The organism is Delftia sp. WY8, assembly GCF_018437695.1.
GTDB classification, from domain to species: domain Bacteria; phylum Pseudomonadota; class Gammaproteobacteria; order Burkholderiales; family Burkholderiaceae_C; genus Comamonas; species Comamonas tsuruhatensis.
This window is the reverse complement of the sequence record NZ_CP049795.1, coordinates 5,160,721-5,178,655: the sequence shown is the minus strand read 5'-3', so window position 1 is coordinate 5,178,655 and position 17,935 is coordinate 5,160,721. Positions and strand designations below refer to the sequence as shown.

Here is a 17,935-nt window from a genome sequence, read left to right as displayed (position 1 = left end):
GCCGGAGGCCTCGCCATGCGCGTAGCCCTCGGCGTCGCCTACAACGGCCAGCGCTACAGCGGCTGGCAAAGCCAGCTGTCTGGCAACACCATTCAAGACCATCTCGAAGCGGCCCTGGGCCGCTTTGCCGCTCAGGAGGTCCACACCCTCTGTGCGGGCCGCACCGATGCCGGAGTGCACGGCCTCATGCAGGTCGTCCACTTCGACACGCCGCTGGACAGGGCCCCGTTCTCCTGGGTCCGTGGCACCAACACCTTCCTGCCGCCGGACATCGCCGTGCAATGGGCCCAGCCCGTGCCCGACTCCTTCCATTCACGGGCCTGCGCCACAGCCAGGCGCTATGCCTATGTGCTGCTGCAGTCGCCCGTGCGGCCCAGCGTGGAGGCCGGGCGTGTGGGCTGGGTGTTCCATGCACTCAACGGTGACGCCATGCAGGCCGCCGCCCAGCACCTGCTGGGAGAGCACGATTTCAGCTCGTTCCGCGCATCGGGTTGCCAGGCCAAATCCCCCGTCAAGACACTGCACCGCCTGTCCATCACCCGCCGCATGGCAGGCGACGGCGCCCAGATGGCCGCGGCCAGCTCCATGCGTCCCGGGGATGCAGCCATGGAATGCTGCTACTGGCGATTCGAGTTCGAGGGCAGCGCCTTCCTCCACCACATGGTGCGCAACATCATGGGCTGCCTGCTCGCCGTAGGCCAGGGCACACACGCGCCGCAGTGGATGCAACAGGTGCTGGAGGCGCGCTCCCGCGATGCCGCCGCGCCCACCTTCTCGCCGGACGGCCTGTACTTTCTGGGTCCCGTATACGATCCTTCATGGGGCCTTCCTTCGCGCAGCCCGGCCTATGATTGGCTCCCGTGAACGAGCAGGCCTTCCCCCATTCTTCAGCCCCCATGCAGCGCACCCGAATCAAGATCTGCGGACTCACCCGCGAACAGGATGTGGACGCAGCCGTGGCCGCCGGCGCCGACGCCGTGGGCTTTGTCCTCTACGCCCCCAGCCCGCGCGCCGTGACGGTGCAGCGTGCCGCCGAGCTGGCGCGGCGCCTGCCGCCCTTCGTGACACCGGTGCTGCTGTTCGTCAATGAAAGCGCCGCCAACGTGATGGCCGCCTGCGCCGCCATCCCGGGCGCCTGCGTGCAGTTCCACGGCGACGAGTCGCCCGAGGACTGCCTTGCCGCCACATCGGGCGGCACCCGCGCCTTCCTGCGCGCCGCGCGCATTCCCCTTGGTCCCGATGCCGCGCGCTTCGACCTCGTAGAATATGCCCAGCGTTACTCGAAAGCCCAGGCCATACTGCTCGACGCCCATGTCGACGGCTATGGTGGTGGCGGAAAAGCATTCAATTGGTCACTCCTTCCACCAAACGTCGCCTCTCACCTCGTTTTGTCTGGTGGACTCACGCCTGCAAACGTGACCGATGGCATCTTGCAAGTGCGCCCGCGAGGACTCTCGCTGGCCGTTGATGTCAGTTCCGGCGTCGAGGCCGATGGTCCCGACGGCAAGCCCCTCAGGGGCATCAAGGACGCCGGCAAGATACACCGATTCATCGCCGCCGTGCGCGCGGCCGATGACCAACTTTTGCAGACAAGCCATGTTCGAATACCAGTACCCTGACGCATCTGGCCACTTTGGCCGCTTCGGCGGCAGCTTTGCCAGCGAAACCCTGACACACGCTCTGACCGAGCTGCGCGACGCCTACGCCAAGTACCAGAACGACCCGGAATTCGTTGCCGAATTCCAGTCCGAGCTGGCCCATTTCGTCGGCCGCCCCTCGCCCGTCTACCACGCGGCGCGCATGTCGCGCGAGATGGGCGGCGCGCAGATCTACCTCAAGCGCGAAGACCTCAACCACACGGGCGCGCACAAGATCAACAACGTGATCGGCCAGGCCATGCTCGCCCGGCGCATGGGCAAGCCCCGCATCATTGCCGAGACGGGCGCCGGCCAGCACGGCGTGGCCACGGCCACCATCTGCGCGCGCTACGGCCTCAAGTGCATCGTCTACATGGGCTCCGAGGACGTGAAGCGCCAAAGCCCCAACGTCTACCGCATGCGCCTGCTGGGCGCCACCGTGGTGCCAGTGGAATCGGGCAGCCGCACGCTCAAGGATGCGCTCAACGAGGCCATGCGCGACTGGGTGGCCAACGTGGACAACACCTTCTACATCATCGGCACCGTGGCCGGCCCCCACCCCTATCCCGCGATGGTGCGCGACTTCCAGAAGGTCATCGGCGAGGAATGCCTCACGCAGATGCCCGAGTTTCTGGGCGCCGACCGCCAGCCCGACGCCGTGGTCGCCTGCGTGGGCGGCGGCAGCAATGCCATGGGCATCTTCCACCCCTACATCCCGTTCGAGAACACGCGCCTGATCGGCGTGGAGGCTGCGGGCGAGGGCCTGGACAGCGGCAAGCACTCGGCCTCGCTGCAGCGCGGCAGCAGCGGCGTGCTGCACGGCAACCGCACCTTCATCCTGCAGGACGAGAACGGCCAGATCACCGAGACGCACAGCATCAGCGCCGGCCTTGACTATCCCGGCGTCGGCCCCGAGCACGCCTGGCTGCAGGAACTGGGCCGCGCCCAATACGTGGGCATCACGGACCAGGAGGCCTTGGACGCCTTCCACTACCTGTGCCGCACCGAAGGCATCATTCCCGCCCTGGAGTCCAGCCATGCCGTGGCCTATGCCATGCAACTGGCCAAGACCATGCGCGCCGACCAGTCCATCCTCGTGAACCTGTCCGGTCGCGGCGACAAGGACATCGGCACCGTGGCCGATCTCTCGGGCGCCGACTATTACGACCGTCCCTCCATGCGCGGGCTCACGGTCAAGGGAGGAGCAGCTCAATGAGCCGCATCACCACGACTTTCACCAAACTTCAGGAAGATGGCCGCAAGGCCCTGATCCCCTACATCACCGCGGGCTTCCCGTTCGCGGCCATCACGCCGTCGCTGATGCACGGCATGGTGGAGGCTGGCGCCGATGTGATCGAGCTGGGCGTGCCCTTCTCCGACCCCATGGCCGACGGCCCCACCATCCAGAAGGCTGGCGACCGTGCCATCGCCAACGGCGTGGGCCTGGTGCAGGTGCTGGCCTATGTGCGCGAGTTCCGCCAGAAAAACCAGACCACGCCCGTGGTGCTGATGGGCTATGCCAACCCGGTGGAGCGCTACGACCAGATCCACGGCAAGGACCGCTTCGTGGACGATGCGGCCGAAGCCGGCGTCGACGGCCTGCTCATCGTGGACTACCCGCCCGAGGAGTGCGAGGCATTCGCCGCGCAACTGCGTGCGCGCGACATGGACCTCATCTTCCTGCTGGCACCCACGTCCACCACCGAGCGCATGCAGCAGGTGGCGCGCGTGGCCAGCGGCTATGTCTACTACGTCTCGCTCAAGGGCGTGACCGGCTCGGGCGCGCTCGACACGGCAGCCGTGGAAGCCATGCTGCCGCGCATCCGCGAGCATGTGAGCATTCCCGTGGGCGTGGGCTTCGGCATCCGCGACGCGGCCACGGCACAGGCCATCGGCCGCGTGGCCGATGCGGTGGTGATCGGCAGCCGCATCATCGAGATGCTGGACGGCCAGCCCCACGAAAAGATCGTCCCCCTGACCATCGACTTCCTGCGCGGCGTGCGCAAGGCACTCGACGCGTAGGTCGCATAATGCAGCCCTTGCATGCGGCCCGGTGCCGCATGCCCTGCGCCTGAAAAGGAAACACCATGTCCTGGCTTGAAAAACTCCTGCCTGCCAAAATCCAGCAAACCAACCCTACGGATCGCCTCCAGCAGATCCCCGAAGGTCTGTGGATCAAGTGCCCGAGCTGCGAGACCGTGCTCTACAAGGCCGATCTGGAGAAAAACCAGAACGTCTGCCCCAGCTGCAGCCACCATCACCGCATCGGCGCGCGCGCCCGCCTGAACCATTTCCTGGATGCCGAAGGCCGCTATGAGATCGGCCAGGAAGTCATTCCTGTCGACGCCCTGAAGTTCAAGGACAGCCGCAAGTACCCCGAGCGCCTCAAGGAAGCGCTGGAGAACACCGGCGAGACCGATGCCCTGGTCGTCATGGGCGGCGCCATCAAGAGCGTCAACGTGGTCGCAGCCTGCTTCGAGTTCGAATTCATGGGCGGCTCCATGGGCTCCGTGGTCGGCGAGCGCTTCGTGCGTGGCGTCGAGACCGCCATCGAGCAGAAGGTCCCCTTCATCTGCTTCACCGCCACCGGCGGCGCGCGCATGCAGGAAGGCCTGCTGAGCCTGATGCAGATGGCCAAGGCCAACGCCGCGCTCACACGCCTGGCCAAGAAGGGCCTGCCCTACGTCTCGGTGCTGACCGACCCCACCTTCGGCGGCGTCTCCGCCAGCTTCGCCTTCGTGGGAGACATCGTCATTGCCGAGCCCAAGACCCTGGTCGGCTTCGCCGGCCCGCGCGTGATCGAAACCACGGTGCGCGTGAAGCTGCCCGAAGGCTTCCAGCGCGCCGAGTTCCTGCAGGACAAGGGCGCCGTGGACATGATCGTGGACCGCCGCGAACTGCGCGACCGCATCGCCGCATCGCTTGCCATGCTGCAGCGCCTGCCGGCCGACGCTGTTCAGTAAAGCCTCGCGCAGACACAGAAAAGCCGCCGCAGGTGGGTGCCTGCGGCGGCTTTTTCACGTCCGGGAAACTGGGGAAATCAGGCCAGCAGCATCAGGCCAGAGCCCTGGATATAGCCCAGCACCATCAGCGCAATCTGCAGCAGCACCAGGGCCACCAGTGCCGACAGATCGATACCGCCGATCAGGGGCACGATGCGGCGAATGGGCCGCAGCATGGGCTCGGACAGGCGCTGCAGCACGCCGTACATCGGCGACTGCGGCTGCACCCACGACAAGATGACATAGATCAGCAGCACGCCCACCATGCCCGACAGCGCCACGCGCGCCAGGCCGCACAGGGCCAGCCACGGCAGGGCGACCACATTGGACTGCCCGCCCATCAGCAGCCACAGCAGCACGAACTGCAGCATCTGCAGCAGGAAGGCCGCGATCAGGCTGGACATGTCCCAGCGCCCGGCCGGCTTGATGACGCGGCGCAGCGGCATCACGATCCAGTCGGACAGCGCAAACACCAGTTGGCCGACCGGGTTGCCGAAGGGAATGCGCTGGGCCTGCATGTACATGCGCAACAGGCAGACGCCGGTCAGCAGGCCAACGACCACGTCGAGCAAAAAGGAAACGATCTGAAAAAGCATGGCGTTGTAGGACTGCGAGAGGAAGATCGGACCACGGCCAGCCGGCCTTGGCACAGCATGGGATGATAGCTGCCGCATCCCGCCCATCACATGACCGCCCATACCGCACTGCACTCCCTGCCGCTTTTCCCCCTGGGCAGCGTCCTTTTTCCCCAAGGCCTGCTGAGCCTTCGCGTCTTCGAGGTCCGCTACCTGGACATGATCCGCAAGTGCGAGCGCACGGGAGCCCCCTTCGGCGTGGTGGCATTGCAGGCCGGCAGCGAAGTGCGCAAGGCCGGTGCTGCCGCCGAGCAGCTGCATGCCGTGGGCACGCTGGCACGCATCGTCCAGCTGCAGCAGCCCCAGCCCGGCCTGCTGCACCTGCAGTGCGAGGGCACGCAGCGCTTTCGCATGCAGGATCACCGGCAGCTGCCCCACGGCCTGTGGGTGGCCGATGTGCAGATGCTGCCTGCCGACGCCGCCGTCCCCGTCCCCGATCACCTGCTCGCCACGGCCCAGGCCCTGGCCCAGGTGCTGATGCAGCTGCACGCACGATCCACCGACGCCGACCATGCCCGGCTGCCCAGCGCCGAACAGATGGGCGACTGCGGCTGGGTGGCCAACCGCTGGACCGAGCTGCTGCCCCTGCCCGTGTCCATCAAGCAGCAACTGATGGCCTTGGACAGCCCGCTGGTGCGGCTGGAACTGGTGGCGGATGTGCTGGAACGCAGCGGCATAGGCAATTCGCAGGGGACGGCGCCCGGCTCCCCGCCCGCCGCGCACTGACGAATTGGCGGTCCTGCGGCGTCATACCGCAGCAAGGTCCGGCACATTGACGGCACCACGCACCGAAAGCGCGACAAAAAACTTAAAATCGCGGATTCAGCCCGCCAGCTGCGGGGCCTGCCGGTGGCATTTGCTGCTGCCGCTGCATTTTCCAGCCCTTCCCGCCTGGCTTTTTTTCGGCTTTCCCCGATTTCCCCCTCCGGCTTTTTTCCGGCCCCTCGGCGTTTTGCGCTGGCGCTCATTGTCATGACCGAACACAACACACCATCTGCAGCGGACCAGACCGCTCCCCAGGACGAAAACCAACTCATCGCCGAGCGCCGCGAAAAACTCAAGGCCCTGCGCGAACAGGTGCGTGAACAGGGCGGCGTGGCCTTCCCCAACGACTTCAAGCCGGCCGACCGCGCCGAGGCGCTGCAGCAGGCCCATTCCGACAAGAGCGCCGAGCAACTCGACGCCGAATCCGTGCAGGTCAGCCTGGGCGGCCGCATGATGCTCAAGCGCGTCATGGGCAAGGCCAGCTTCGCCACCATCCAGGACGGATCGCTGGGCCCCACGCACGGCCGCATCCAGCTGTACATCACGCGCGACACCGTGGGCGAGGAGGTCTATGCGGCCTTCAAGCGCTGGGACCTGGGCGACATCCTGGGCGCCGAAGGCACGCTGATGAAGACCAAGACCGGCGAGCTGTCGGTCAAGGTGCAGACGCTGCGCCTGCTCACCAAGAGCCTGCGCCCCATGCCCGACAAGTTCCACGGCATGGCCGATCTGGAGCAGAAGGTGCGCCAGCGCTACGTGGACCTGATGATGGACGAGCAGGCCCGCCGCCGCTTCATCGCGCGCAGCAAGGCCGTCTCGGGCATCCGCGAATTCATGGTGGAGCATGGCTTCCTGGAAGTGGAGACGCCCATGCTGCATCCCATTCCCGGCGGCGCCAACGCCAAGCCCTTCGTCACCCACCACAACGCGCTGGACCAGGAGATGTACCTGCGCATCGCGCCCGAGCTGTACCTCAAGCGCCTGGTGGTCGGCGGCTTCGAGCGCGTGTTCGAAATCAACCGCAACTTCCGCAACGAAGGCATCTCGGTGCGCCACAACCCCGAGTTCACCATGATGGAGTTCTACGCGGCCTACTGGAACTACCGCGACCTGATGGACTACACCGAGGCACTGGTGCGCGACGCCGCGCAAAAGGCCGTGGGCACGCTGCAGCTGACCTACGGCGGCAAGCCCGTGGACCTGTCCCAGCCCTTCCAGCGCCTGACCATTCCCGAGGCCATCGTCAAGTTCACCGAAGCCGGTGACAAGGTGGCCGACCGCGAATGGCTGACCAATGCCCTGCGCAAGCTGGGCATGACGGAAGAAAAGGACCGCCTGTCCACCCGTACCCTGGCCAGCCTGCAGGTGCTGTACTTCGAGGAAGTGGTCGAGGAAAAGCTCTGGCAGCCCACCTTCATCATGGAGCACCCCACCGAGATCTCGCCGCTGGCACGCGCCAATGACGAGCGCCCCGAAGTCACCGAGCGCTTCGAGCTGTACATCACGGGCCGTGAATTCGGCAACGGCTTCTCCGAACTCAACGACGCCGAGGACCAGGCCGCGCGCTTCAACGCCCAGGTCCAGGCCAAGGACGGCGGCGACGACGAAGCCATGTACTTCGACCACGACTTCGTGCGTGCCCTCGAGTACGGCATGCCCCCCACGGGCGGCTGCGGCATCGGCATCGACCGCCTGATGATGCTGCTGACCGACAGCGCCAGCATCCGCGACGTGATCCTGTTCCCCGCCCTGCGCCGCGAACAGTAACCCCCCGGCATCCAGCGCCTGCGCGCATGGCCAACTGAAGCCGCCTGCGTTCCCTTGGGAGCCAGGCGGCTTTTCCCTATACTGGCTCGCCATGCACATCCCCACCTACTGGGCGCAGGCGCGCCTGCGGCATGAAAGCCGCCCCACCCACGGCATCACCGTCCAGCGCTGGGGATGGTCCGACACCAGCCAGGAGGCTGCCCAGGCCCACGCCCAGGAGCGTGCCGCCAAGGCCCTGCAAGACGCCCGCCATGCGGCGCTGCCCCCAGGCGAGCCGCGCATGGAATGGAAGAACGAGTACGCGCTCGACGGCTTCAGCACCCCCATACGCGAAGAAGTCCTGCAGCGGCGCGACGGCACGGTGATGACACGCAACAGCTACGGCGCCCACTGCCTGAACACCGAGCGCGTGGCCATCGCCGATATCGACCTGCCCGAGCCGCCGAGCGCTGTGCGCTTTCCCGTCGTGACCCTGCTTTTGCTGGCTTCGGCCGCCACCTGGCTGGCCCGGCTGGCACCGCACAAGAACAATTCGAGGATGGTGGCCACGGCGCTGGTCGTGCTGCTGCTGTTCCTGGCCATGCGGCGCGTGCAGCGCTGGTGGGAGGCGCGGCAGGCGCGCCGGCGCGCGGCCACGGACTCGCCGCCCGCACGCGCCATGGAGCGCGTGCAGGCCTTCCACCAAAGCCATGCCGACTGGGGGCTGCGCGTCTATGAAACGCCCAAGGGCCTGCGTGTCATCGTCACGCATACCGATTTCGCACCCGACGACCCTGCCGTCGCGCAGTTGTTCGACGCCTTGCAGGTGGACCCGCTCTATGCCCTGCTGTGCGAGCGCCAGCAGTGCTTTCGCGCCCGCGTATCGGGCAAGCCCTGGCGCATGGGCCTGACCGGACTGTCCACCTCGCTGCGCCGCTGGCCCCAGCCCGAGCAGACGCGGCAAGAGCGCCGCCAGTGGGCGCTTGCCTATGACGAAAAAGCCCAGGGCTTTGCAGCTTGCAGGCTGCTGCAGCAACTGGGCAACCCACGCCTGTGTGCGGCCGCCGACGCCTTTGTGCAATGGCACGACGAAGCCAGCCGGGCCCGCACGGACCTGCCCCTGGCCTGAAGAAAGCCGGGCATCCACAATCGCACACGAATACAACGACCGACTTACACTGGCGCCACCCCCATGCCGCGTACTGCGCAGCCCCCTGACCCATTTCTGGTCTCACAACCCTGAAGGCCATGCCCGCTGCCCCACCACCTTCGCCCACCGACAGCACCGACTCTCCCGCCATCGAGCCCACCGGAGCGCGCTTCGCCAAGCCGACGGACGAGGCATCGCCGTTTTGCGTGCTGGTCGTGGAAGACCAGGCCTCGGTACGCACCAGTCTGGTCAGCGAGCTGCTGCATGCCGGCGTGACCCGCGTGCTGGAGGCCGCCGATGGCCCCAGCGCCCTGGCACTGTTCCGCGAGCAGCGCCCCGACCTCGTGCTGCTCGACATCCGTCTGCCGGGCGAGGACGGCTACTGGGTGGCCCGCCAGCTGCGCGAGGCCGAGCCCGGCGAGTGGACGCCCGTCATCTTCCTGTCCGGACTGGACAATGACCTGGACGTGTGGCGCGGCATCGAGGCCGGAGGCGACGACTACCTGGTCAAGCCCGTCAAGCCCATCGTGCTCGTGGCCAAGCTGCGCGCCATGCGCCGCCTGCTGGACATGCGCCGGCGCCTGGTATCGCTGTCGGCCGAGCTGCATGAGGCCAACCAGAAGCTCAACGAAATGGTCGAGCTCGACCAGCTCACGGGCCTGGTCAACCGCCGAGGCTTCGACCGCATCCTGCATGCCGAGATCGCCTCGGCCCGCCGCGAGGGCCAGCCGCTGACGCTGATGCTCTGCGACCTGGACCATTTCAAGCGCTACAACGACACCTATGGCCACGTGCATGGCGATGAATGCCTGAAACAGATAGGCCGCCTGCTGCGCGAGGTCTGCGTGCGCCCGCGTGACGTGGCGGCGCGCTATGGCGGCGAGGAATTCGCGCTCATCCTGCCGCGCACGCCACGCTCGGGGGCCATGACGTTCGCGCGTGCCGTGGGCCAGATGCTGCGCGTGCTGCGCATACGCCACCCCGACTCACCCCATGAATCGGGCCTCACGCTGTCGGGCGGCATCACCACCTGCGTCCCCGACGAATACACCAGCGCCGAAGCCATGCTCATGCGCGCCGACCAGGCCCTGTACGCGGCCAAGGCGCAGGGGCGCGACCGCTTCTTCAGCTTCGAGATGCAGATGGACACGGTGGAGCAGCGCCGCACCTGACTGCCGGGCCTTGCGCCTGCGCTTACGATCGCAGCTCAATGCCGGGCGCGCGCAAGCCGCGCATCCGGGTCCTGAATGCGGATTGCTGTTTCCTGAATGTTTGAAGTTATGCGTCGTTTTCAAGCGCACCTGCCCGCCTGGATGCAGGATTGGCTGGAGTTCATCATCCCCGGCGCCCAGATCCTGCTGATCATCGGTGCGGCCTGGCTGCTCAATCGCCTGGTTCGCCGGCTGATCGCACGCGCGGGCAGGCACTACGGCCTGCCGCCGGAGCTGCTGGTGCCGCTGCGCGGCGTGTTCCGCTGGATTCTCATCGCCGCCACCGTGCCGCTGGTACTGGAGCGCCTGGGCGTCTCGGCCACCGTGCTGTGGACGGCCTTCACCGGTTTTGCCACCGTGGGCGCCGTGGCCTTCTTTGCGGCCTGGAGCGTGCTGTCCAACCTGTTCTGCGCCCTGCTCATCGTCATCGTCGGGCCCTTTCGCCTGGGCGACTACATCGAGGTGCTGGACACGGCCGAAAAGCCCGGTGCCAAGGGCCGCGTGATCGACATCAACATGCTCTACACCACCTTGCAGGATGCCCATGCGCCCGATGGCTCACCCAATCTGCTGCAGATCCCCAACTCGCTGATCTTCCAGCGCGTGGTCCGGCGCTGGAAGGGCGGCCTGGGTGTGGATGGCGAGCATGCCAGCCATGGCGAGGAGGAGCGCGCCATCCGCCTGACCACGCCGCATGATGCCCAGCCCTCGCAGCCTCCCATGCACACGACCAACTAAGGCCGGCACCCCATGAAAAAAGCCGCCGCCCGGCAAAGGGACGGCGGCTTTGTCATTGGGCAGCGCCTCAGGGCTTGCGCGGCCGGACCTTGCTGGCGGCCAGCTTGGCGTTGGTGCGCGCCTGCTCCACATCCTGGGCGCGCGCCAGGGCCACGCCCATGCGGCGCTTGACGAAGCTCTCTGGCTTGCCAAACAGGCGCAGGTCCGTGCCCGGCACGGCCAGGGCCTCGTCCACGCCGTCGAACACCAGGCCTTCGGCATCCTGCCCGCCATAGATCACGGCGCTGGCGCCGGGGTTGCGCAGCGAGGCATCCACGGGCAGGCCCAGAATGGCGCGCGCATGCAGCTCGAACTCGCTTTGCCACTGCGTGGCCAGCGTGACCAGCCCCGTGTCGTGCGGGCGTGGCGAGACTTCGCTGAACCAGACCTGCTCGCCCTTGACGAACAGCTCCACGCCAAACAGGCCCAGGCCGCCCAGGTCATCGGTCACCGCCTTTGCGATGTCGCGCGACTTCTGCAGCGCCGCCGGGTGCATGGGATGGGGCTGCCAGCTTTCCACATAGTCGCCGGACTGCTGGATGTGGCCGATCGGATCGCAGAAATGCGTCTGCACCTGGCCGTCCGCACCCTTGGCGCGCACCGTGAGCTGGGTGATTTCGTAGTCGAAGTCGATGAAGCCTTCGACGATCACACGGCCATGGCTCACGCGGCCGCCGGCCATGGCGTAGTCCCAGGCCTTGGCCACGTCGTCCGGGCCGTCCAGCTTGCTCTGGCCCTTGCCCGAGCTGCTCATCACGGGCTTGACCACGCAGGGAAAGCCGATGGCGGGCTGGCCATCCGTGCCGTCGATGGCAGCCTGCAGTTCCTGCTGCGAATCACAGAAGCGGTAAGGGCTGGTGGCCAGGCCCAGCGTCTCGGCGGCCAGGCGGCGAATGCCTTCGCGGTCCATGGTCAGGCGCGCGGCGCGGGCCGTGGGGATCACGGTGACCACGCCTGCCGCTTCCAGCTCTTCGAGCATGGGCGTGGCAATGGCCTCGATCTCGGGCACGACCAGGTGGGGTTTCTCGGCCTCGATCAAGGCCTTGAGCTGGGCCGGATCGCTCATGGTGATGGTGCGTGCGTGGTGGGCCACCTGCTGACCGGGCGCGTTCTCGTAGCGATCCACGGCGATCGTCTCCACGCCCAGGCGCTGCAGCGCGATCAGCACTTCCTTGCCGAGTTCGCCGCTGCCCAGCAGCATGACTTTGGTGGCATGGGGGGAGTAAGGGGTTCCAAGGGTGGTCATCTGCGCGTCCGGTGAGCCAGGCAGAGCCTGGGCAAGATAAGAAAGAGAGGGAGGCAGGCCTGCACGGCCCGCAGCAGCCCCCGATCATAGGGTGCCGACACAGGCGCCGCCTACAAACCCAGCGCCTGCGCGAGGTTGCGCCGCGCCCGCACCTCCAGCCGTTGCCGGAACCAGTCGGTGCAGTAGATGGCCTCGCGCTGCATGAAGCCCAGCAACACCTCGCGGCGCTTGGCGCGGTACAGCGGCAAGGGCACCCATTCGTACTCGGCCCGCACCTGCAGCTCGTATTCGGAAAACCGCAGAGGGTCGGCCGCCAGAATGCCCAGGTCGGCATCCACCAGCAGTTGGGCGTCGATCCCGGACGGCTGTGCCGCGTGGCAGGTCGCCATGATCAGGCCGTGCACGCGCCCGGCCACCTCCGCCGGCAGGCCCTGCCCGCGCACCACGGCCACGGCCCAGTCGGCGCTGCGCGCCTCGTTGTCCTTGGCCTGGGTTTCGTAGACGGCATCATGGAACCACAGCGCCAGCGCCACCTCGCCGGGGTGCGCGGCCAGGCCCAGCGCCGGCTGCAGCAGGCCCATGGCCTCGCCCAGATGCTGCAGCGTGTGGTAGTGGCGCTGGGGCTCGCTGTAGCTTTGCAGCAACTCGGCCAGCACAGGCGGCGGAGCGCTGGCACCCAGTGCGGACCAGGCGCTATCCCAGGACGCCTGCCAGGTCTGCAGCGATGCATCGTTTGCGCTGGGCATTTCGGCCCCTGGTCCAACCTGGGTCATCGCCTGCTCCTTGGGTCTTCAGAAGATGCCGGGTGCCAGAGCCCGCAACGGCGCACCCGCCGGTGACAGCAGCCAGGCCAGCAGGCCGCAGTTGATCCCCACGGTGATCCAGAACACCAACTGGAACGAGGCCTTGCTGGACTTGTGCCGCAGCAGCCCTTGCGCGAGCAGCGCGCCAGGCCAGCCGCCCAGCAGCGCCAGCAGGTGCAGACGGCCTTCGCTGGTACGCCAGCGGTCGTGCACGGCGGCGGACTTGTCGAATCCGTAGACCATGAAGGTCACCAGGCTTGCCGCCGCATACAGGCCGAACAGTGCCCAGGGCATGCGGCCAATCCAGGCAACGGCCATCAGCACGCAGAAGAAGGCAGCGGCCAGCCCCACTGCCACCTGGCCTCGCACAGTTGACTGAGGCCGCGAGGACATGCCGGCACGGCGTCGCCGCGCAGGCTGCGGATGGCCGCTCCTGGACTCGCCAATGAAGGCGACATCCTGGGCGCGCCATTTCCCCTGGGCGTTGCGGCCGGGCACGTAGCTGACGCGCTCGCCGCCCTCGGGCCTGCGGCGGCGATCGGTGAAGGACTTGATGTGGACAAAGACCGGCGCCCCGCCGCCATCGGGCTCGATGAAGCCGAAGCCCTGCTCGTCCTTCCAGCCGGTGATGCGCCCCTGTTGCCGCATGGCGGGCTCAGTGGCGGCCAGCGGCGGCCGGCGACGCAGCAGGCTTGCGGGGCTCGCCCAGGCAAATGCCTATGTCGCGCGCCATGGTGAGCAGGCCGTGGTCCAGCGGCACGGTGCGCTGGGTGTTGGCCACGCGTGAGATTTCCACGCTGCCGATCTGCCCGCCCTGCAGCGTGACCATGCGCCCAAAGCCGCCGGACAGCACCAGCTGCGCCGCATGGTGGCCGTACTGGGTGGCCAGCACGCGGTCAAAGGGAGTGGGGTCGCCGCCGCGTTGCACATGGCCCAGCACCGTGGTGCGCACCTCGCTCCTGAGATGGGGCTGCAGGCGCTCGCGCAGCACATGGCCGACGCCGCCCAGGCGTACGGGGTCCGGGCTTTGCTCTATGCGCTCACGCACCGTGAGGCTGGCACCGCTTTCCTTGGCGCCCTCGCCGATGCAGATGATGGTGTAGCGCTGGCGCTGCTCGCGCATGCGGCAGAAATCCACGATGGCCTGCAGGTCGTAATCGATCTCGGGCAGCAGGATGACGTCGGCCGCGCCGGCAATGCCGGCCTCCAGCGCCAGCCATCCGGCATGGCGCCCCATGGTCTCGACGATCATCACGCGGTGGTGGCTGTTGGCTGTGCTCTCGATGCGGCGCAGCGCCTCGGTGGCCGTGGCCACGGCGGTGTCGAAACCAAAGCTGCGCTCGCAATTGGCAATGTCGTTGTCTATGGTCTTGGGCACGCCCACGCAGGTCAGGCCCACCTGTTCGGCCAGGCCATGCGCCAGGCTCATGGTGCCGTCACCGCCGATGGCCACCACCACGTCCAGTCCCAGCGCCCGGACATTTCGGCCCACATGCTCCAGCGTGGCCTCATCGCGCAGGGGATTGGCGCTGTTGCTGGTGCCCAGGATGGTGCCGCCCACATGCAGGATGCCCGAGACCTCGTCCCAGCCCAGGGGCTTGACGCCGGGCGGGTCGAGCATCAGGCCCTCGAAGCCGTCGGCAATGCCCAGTACCTCGCACTGGCCGTGGTTGATCAGGGACTTGGTGACCGCACGGATCACCGCATTCAGGCCGGGGCAGTCGCCACCTCCGGTCAGCACGCCAACGCGCATGGGAAAACTCTCCTGTGAAAACACTTGGCGTGCGCGTCCTCCATGGCCCGCACAGCCTTTGCAAGGCCCGCCAGCCCTCAGCCGGCCAGCCGCTGCGCTCGTCAATCCATCAAGGCAGCAGGTCCAGCGCCTGGAGGTAGGCCGGCTGGCGCATGAGATCGTCCCAGGGCTGGGGCACGGTCTCCGGCAGCAGGGCCAGGCGGCGCGATTCGCTGTCGGCATCGGGCTGCCAGCGGCCGCTGCGCTGCGCGGCCTCCATGCCGGCCAGCAGCTCGTCCACATGCTCGCCCAGGCCCAGGCTCTGGTTGCACAGCAGCACCATGTCGCAGCCGGCCTCCAGTGCGGCCAGGGCTGCGTCGGTGTAGCCGATGAGTTGCCCGTCGATGCGGCGCGCGCCCTCCATGCTCAGGTCGTCGCTGAAGATGGCGCCGTCGTAGCGCAGGCGGCTGCGCAGGATGTCCTTGAGCCACTTGGCGGAAAAACCGGCCGGGCGCCTGTCGACCTTGGGGTAGATCACGTGGGCCGGCATCACGGCCGTGAGCACGCTGGACAGCCAGGGATAGGGCGCGGCGTCCTCGCCCAGGATGGCGGTGAGGCTGCGGCCATCGACCGGAATGTCCACATGCGAATCGGCCTTGACGAAGCCGTGGCCGGGAAAGTGCTTGCCGCAGTTGCCCATGCCGGCCTGCAGCAGGCCGTGCATGAGGCTGCGGGCCAGTGCCGCCACCACGCGCGGGTCGCGGTGGAAGCTGCGGTCGCCGATGACGCTGCTGGCACCATAGTCAAGGTCCAGCACCGGGGTGAAGCTGAAATCCACGCCGCAGGCGCGCAGTTCGGTGCCCAGCACGTAGCCGGCCGCCGTGGCGGCGTTCATGGCAGCCAGGGCGCCGCTGCCTTCGCGCTGCCTGCTGCCCTTGCCGTCGTCCATCCACATCTGGCCGAAGGCGCGCATTGGCGGCAGATGCGTGAATCCGTCGGCACGAAAACGCTGCACGCGCCCGCCCTCGTGGTCCACGCAGATCAGCAAGTCGGCTTTGACGCCCTTGATATCGGCGCACAGCTGCACCAGTTGCTCGCGGCTTTCCCAGTTGCGGGCGAAGAGGATGATGCCGCCGACCAGCGGATGCGCCAGGCGCCGGCGGTCCGCGTCGGTGAGCGCCTTGCCGGCGATGTCGATGATCAGGGGTGCGTGCTCGGTCATGCTATGAATCCTGTGGAGTCAAAAAAGCCAGCGCTGCGCCGGCCGGGTGTCAGGCGCGGCGCTCGACCACGCAGAAGCTGGCCGCGTAGTCGCTCTCGTCGGTCACGGACAGGTGCACCTGCAGGTTCCGTGCCTCGAACCATTCCTTGAGCGCGCCGTGCAGCACGATGGCTGGCTGGCCACTGGGCAGCTTGACGACCTCGCAGCTGCGCCAGGTCATGGGCATGACCATGCCCATGCCTATGGCCTTGGAAAAGGCCTCCTTGGCGGAAAAGCGCGTGGCGACGAAGCGGATGCCGCGCTCGGGCCAGCGCGCGCGGCGGGCTCGCCAGGTGGACAGTTCGCCTTCGGCCAGCACCTTCTCGGCGAAACGGTCGCCATGGCGCTCCAGGCTGGCGCGGATGCGGCGCACGTCGCAGATGTCGGTACCGATGCCGTAGATCATGGATTCGCTCCGCGAAAGCTTCAGGCGCGCGCCGCCATGCCCTGGTCTATGCACTGCTGGTAGGCGCGCACGGTTTGGGCGTAGCCCAGCTCCAGCGCGTCGGCGATCAGCGCATGGCCGATGGAGACTTCGAGCAGGCCCGGCACGCGCGCCACGAAGGCGGCCAGGTTGTCGCGGCTGAGGTCATGGCCGGCATTGATGCCCAGCCCGGCGTCCAGCGCAGCCTGGGCCGCCGCCGCGTAGGCCTGCAGTTGAACTTCCTGGTCTGCCGTGCCCCAGGCGGCCGCATAGGGCTCGGTGTACAGCTCGACCCGGTCGGCGCCTGCGGCGCGCGCAGCGGCCATCTGTGCGGGAACCGGGTCCATGAACAGGCTGACGCGCACGCCGAGTTGGCGGCATTCGGCGATCAGCGGCTTCAGGCGCTCGGCATCCTGCGGGAAGTTCCAGCCATGGTCGCTGGTGAACTGGTCCTCGCTGTCGGGCACGAAGGTGGCCTGATGCGGGCGCGTGGCCCGGATGAAGTCCATCAGGTTCTGCGTCGGGTTGCCCTCGATGTTGAACTCCGCCTGCGGCCAATGCTTCATCAGCGCATGCAGTTCATAGACATCTTCGCTGCGGATATGGCGCTGGTCGGGACGCGGATGGATGGTGATGCCCTGGGCACCGGCCTCCAGGCAGATGCGCGCGGCGCGCGTCACGCTGGGAATGCCCAGATGGCGCGTGTTGCGCAGCAGCGCAACCTTGTTGACATTGACCGACAGCGCCGTGCGCTGCGAAGCGTGGGAAAGATTCATAGCGATTGCAGATCCATCATCAGCTGGCGGGTGCGCAGCATGGGACTGCCGCAATGGTATTGCAGCAAGGCCCTCAGTTGGGGCTTGAGGGCCAGCGCCGCCTCGGGCTGGGCCACCACATGCAGTGTGGCGTTGAAGGCCTGCCGTGCCTGCAGCGCGCTTTCAATGGCCTGCCACTGCGCAGCGCCCAGCACGGCGCGCTCGCCCTGCAGCGCCGGGCGCAGGCCGCCTTCGGCCACCAGCGCATAGCGACGCCCCTCGGCCAGCGGCGCCAGCGTGGCGCTTTCCTCATTCAAGGCAGGCAGATGGCCCAATTCGCGCAGCAGCAGCAGCTCGAAGGTGCGCAGCACGGGCTCGATGGCATCGCCATGCTGGCCTGCCAGCACGCGCACCACACCGGCATAGATGTCGAACAGCGCCGCGTAGGGATCGTCGCGCGCCAGCAGGCGCATCAGCAGCTCGTTGAGGTACAGGCCCGACAGCAGGGCGTCACCCTGGGGCATGACATGCCCGCCCACCCACTCTGCGCCCTTGAGGGTATGGATCTCGCCATTGCCCTCGCCGCCCAGGCTGTAGCTCAGGCTCAGCGGCTGCAGCGGCAGCAGCACGGGGCGAAAGTTCGAGGTCGGCCGCTTGACGCCCTTGGCCGCCAGCGCCACGCGGCCCCGGTGACGCGTGAAGACCTCAAGGATCAAGCTGGACTCGCTCCAGTCGTAGCTGTGCAGGACGAAGGCCGGCTCGTCCGAGACACGCTTGGCGCTAGCCATGGA

General features: G+C 67.5%; 19 protein-coding genes. 10 read left to right on the top strand and 9 right to left on the bottom strand.

Going from position 1 to position 17,935, the window contains the following annotated elements:
- Positions 1-15: 15 nt before the first annotated feature.
- The 5 genes from truA to accD all read left to right on the top strand — a co-directional run bounded on the left by truA (position 16) and on the right by accD (position 4,600).
- The gene (truA, locus tag G4D77_RS23785) at positions 16-864 is read left to right on the top strand and encodes a tRNA pseudouridine(38-40) synthase TruA (protein WP_016447767.1); all 849 of its coding nucleotides are present in this window, start codon (positions 16-18) and stop codon (positions 862-864) included.
- Positions 865-896: 32 nt separating this feature from the next.
- Positions 897-1,619 carry a phosphoribosylanthranilate isomerase gene (locus G4D77_RS23780; protein ID WP_016447768.1) on the top strand — a complete coding sequence of 241 codons (723 nt, stop codon included), beginning with the start codon at positions 897-899 and terminating at the stop codon, positions 1,617-1,619.
- A complete protein-coding gene (trpB, locus tag G4D77_RS23775; protein ID WP_154833689.1) occupies positions 1,597-2,853 on the top strand; it encodes a tryptophan synthase subunit beta in 1,257 nt (418 codons plus the stop codon). The genes G4D77_RS23780 and trpB overlap by 23 nt, the downstream gene beginning before the upstream one ends.
- Positions 2,850-3,659 (top strand): tryptophan synthase subunit alpha, encoded by an 810-nt coding sequence (gene trpA, locus G4D77_RS23770; protein WP_016447770.1) that lies wholly within the window; start codon positions 2,850-2,852, stop codon positions 3,657-3,659. The genes trpB and trpA overlap by 4 nt, the downstream gene beginning before the upstream one ends.
- A 65-nt stretch (positions 3,660-3,724) precedes the next feature.
- Positions 3,725-4,600 (top strand): acetyl-CoA carboxylase, carboxyltransferase subunit beta, encoded by an 876-nt coding sequence (gene accD, locus G4D77_RS23765; RefSeq protein WP_016447771.1) that lies wholly within the window; start codon positions 3,725-3,727, stop codon positions 4,598-4,600.
- 77 nt (positions 4,601-4,677) lie between these two features.
- Here accD and G4D77_RS23760 read toward each other — a convergent pair whose 3' ends face one another.
- Positions 4,678-5,235: a YggT family protein gene (locus tag G4D77_RS23760; RefSeq protein WP_016451188.1), complete on the bottom strand. Its 558-nt coding sequence runs from the start codon at positions 5,233-5,235 to the stop codon at positions 4,678-4,680.
- A 90-nt stretch (positions 5,236-5,325) separates the two neighbouring features.
- On the opposite strand from G4D77_RS23760, the gene G4D77_RS23755 reads away from it, so the two are divergent.
- From G4D77_RS23755 to G4D77_RS23735, 5 genes are all read left to right on the top strand, one after another.
- Positions 5,326-6,000, top strand: coding sequence for an LON peptidase substrate-binding domain-containing protein (locus G4D77_RS23755; protein WP_016451187.1), 675 nt, complete (start codon positions 5,326-5,328; stop codon positions 5,998-6,000).
- A gap of 246 nt (positions 6,001-6,246) precedes the next feature.
- Positions 6,247-7,806, top strand: coding sequence for a lysine--tRNA ligase (lysS, locus tag G4D77_RS23750; RefSeq protein WP_047326619.1), 1,560 nt, complete (start codon positions 6,247-6,249; stop codon positions 7,804-7,806).
- A gap of 91 nt (positions 7,807-7,897) precedes the next feature.
- Positions 7,898-8,914 (top strand): hypothetical protein, encoded by a 1,017-nt coding sequence (locus G4D77_RS23745; protein ID WP_047326618.1) that lies wholly within the window; start codon positions 7,898-7,900, stop codon positions 8,912-8,914.
- Between the two features lie 119 nt (positions 8,915-9,033).
- Positions 9,034-10,107 (top strand): GGDEF domain-containing response regulator, encoded by a 1,074-nt coding sequence (locus tag G4D77_RS23740; protein ID WP_016447776.1) that lies wholly within the window; start codon positions 9,034-9,036, stop codon positions 10,105-10,107.
- 108 nt (positions 10,108-10,215) lie between these two features.
- Complete coding sequence (locus tag G4D77_RS23735) at positions 10,216-10,884, top strand: mechanosensitive ion channel family protein (RefSeq protein WP_193726195.1); 669 nt, start codon at positions 10,216-10,218, stop codon at positions 10,882-10,884.
- 67 nt (positions 10,885-10,951) lie between these two features.
- Here G4D77_RS23735 and purT read toward each other — a convergent pair whose 3' ends face one another.
- The 8 genes from purT to recO form a co-directional block, all read right to left on the bottom strand.
- A complete protein-coding gene (gene purT / locus G4D77_RS23730; protein WP_016447778.1) occupies positions 10,952-12,169 on the bottom strand; it encodes a formate-dependent phosphoribosylglycinamide formyltransferase in 1,218 nt (405 codons plus the stop codon).
- Between the two features lie 110 nt (positions 12,170-12,279).
- Positions 12,280-12,942, bottom strand: coding sequence for an HD domain-containing protein (locus G4D77_RS23725; RefSeq protein WP_047326617.1), 663 nt, complete (start codon positions 12,940-12,942; stop codon positions 12,280-12,282).
- 18 nt (positions 12,943-12,960) lie between these two features.
- Positions 12,961-13,620: a DUF1294 domain-containing protein gene (locus G4D77_RS23720; RefSeq protein ID WP_046239855.1), complete on the bottom strand. Its 660-nt coding sequence runs from the start codon at positions 13,618-13,620 to the stop codon at positions 12,961-12,963.
- 7 nt (positions 13,621-13,627) lie between these two features.
- Positions 13,628-14,725, bottom strand: coding sequence for a 6-phosphofructokinase (locus G4D77_RS23715; RefSeq protein WP_016447781.1), 1,098 nt, complete (start codon positions 14,723-14,725; stop codon positions 13,628-13,630).
- Between the two features lie 109 nt (positions 14,726-14,834).
- Positions 14,835-15,926: a beta-N-acetylhexosaminidase gene (gene nagZ / locus G4D77_RS23710; protein ID WP_016451181.1), complete on the bottom strand. Its 1,092-nt coding sequence runs from the start codon at positions 15,924-15,926 to the stop codon at positions 14,835-14,837.
- Positions 15,927-15,975: 49 nt separating this feature from the next.
- On the bottom strand, positions 15,976-16,371 hold the full coding sequence (acpS, locus tag G4D77_RS23705) for a holo-ACP synthase (protein ID WP_016447783.1): 396 nt from the start codon (positions 16,369-16,371) through the stop codon (positions 15,976-15,978).
- 20 nt (positions 16,372-16,391) lie between these two features.
- Positions 16,392-17,165 (bottom strand): pyridoxine 5'-phosphate synthase, encoded by a 774-nt coding sequence (locus tag G4D77_RS23700; RefSeq protein ID WP_016447784.1) that lies wholly within the window; start codon positions 17,163-17,165, stop codon positions 16,392-16,394.
- A complete protein-coding gene (gene recO / locus G4D77_RS23695; RefSeq protein WP_016451180.1) occupies positions 17,162-17,932 on the bottom strand; it encodes a DNA repair protein RecO in 771 nt (256 codons plus the stop codon). Before recO ends, G4D77_RS23700 begins: the two co-directional genes overlap by 4 nt.
- Positions 17,933-17,935 lie beyond the last annotated feature (3 nt).

Coding starts and splice junctions, on each gene's coding strand:
- G4D77_RS23760 (WP_016451188.1), bottom strand. CDS start 5,235: ATGCTTTTTCAGATCGTTTCCTTTTTGCTCGACGTGGTCGTTGGCCTG.
- trpA (WP_016447770.1), top strand. CDS start 2,850: ATGAGCCGCATCACCACGACTTTCACCAAACTTCAGGAAGATGGCCGC.
- G4D77_RS23740 (WP_016447776.1), top strand. CDS start 9,034: ATGCCCGCTGCCCCACCACCTTCGCCCACCGACAGCACCGACTCTCCC.
- lysS (WP_047326619.1), top strand. CDS start 6,247: ATGACCGAACACAACACACCATCTGCAGCGGACCAGACCGCTCCCCAG.
- trpB (WP_154833689.1), top strand. CDS start 1,597: ATGTTCGAATACCAGTACCCTGACGCATCTGGCCACTTTGGCCGCTTC.
- G4D77_RS23735 (WP_193726195.1), top strand. CDS start 10,216: ATGCGTCGTTTTCAAGCGCACCTGCCCGCCTGGATGCAGGATTGGCTG.
- recO (WP_016451180.1), bottom strand. CDS start 17,932: ATGGCTAGCGCCAAGCGTGTCTCGGACGAGCCGGCCTTCGTCCTGCAC.
- nagZ (WP_016451181.1), bottom strand. CDS start 15,926: ATGACCGAGCACGCACCCCTGATCATCGACATCGCCGGCAAGGCGCTC.
- acpS (WP_016447783.1), bottom strand. CDS start 16,371: ATGATCTACGGCATCGGTACCGACATCTGCGACGTGCGCCGCATCCGC.
- G4D77_RS23715 (WP_016447781.1), bottom strand. CDS start 14,725: ATGCGCGTTGGCGTGCTGACCGGAGGTGGCGACTGCCCCGGCCTGAAT.
- G4D77_RS23780 (WP_016447768.1), top strand. CDS start 897: ATGCAGCGCACCCGAATCAAGATCTGCGGACTCACCCGCGAACAGGAT.
- purT (WP_016447778.1), bottom strand. CDS start 12,169: ATGACCACCCTTGGAACCCCTTACTCCCCCCATGCCACCAAAGTCATG.
- truA (WP_016447767.1), top strand. CDS start 16: ATGCGCGTAGCCCTCGGCGTCGCCTACAACGGCCAGCGCTACAGCGGC.
- accD (WP_016447771.1), top strand. CDS start 3,725: ATGTCCTGGCTTGAAAAACTCCTGCCTGCCAAAATCCAGCAAACCAAC.
- G4D77_RS23725 (WP_047326617.1), bottom strand. CDS start 12,942: ATGACCCAGGTTGGACCAGGGGCCGAAATGCCCAGCGCAAACGATGCA.
- G4D77_RS23720 (WP_046239855.1), bottom strand. CDS start 13,620: ATGCGGCAACAGGGGCGCATCACCGGCTGGAAGGACGAGCAGGGCTTC.
- G4D77_RS23755 (WP_016451187.1), top strand. CDS start 5,326: ATGACCGCCCATACCGCACTGCACTCCCTGCCGCTTTTCCCCCTGGGC.
- G4D77_RS23700 (WP_016447784.1), bottom strand. CDS start 17,165: ATGAATCTTTCCCACGCTTCGCAGCGCACGGCGCTGTCGGTCAATGTC.
- G4D77_RS23745 (WP_047326618.1), top strand. CDS start 7,898: ATGCACATCCCCACCTACTGGGCGCAGGCGCGCCTGCGGCATGAAAGC.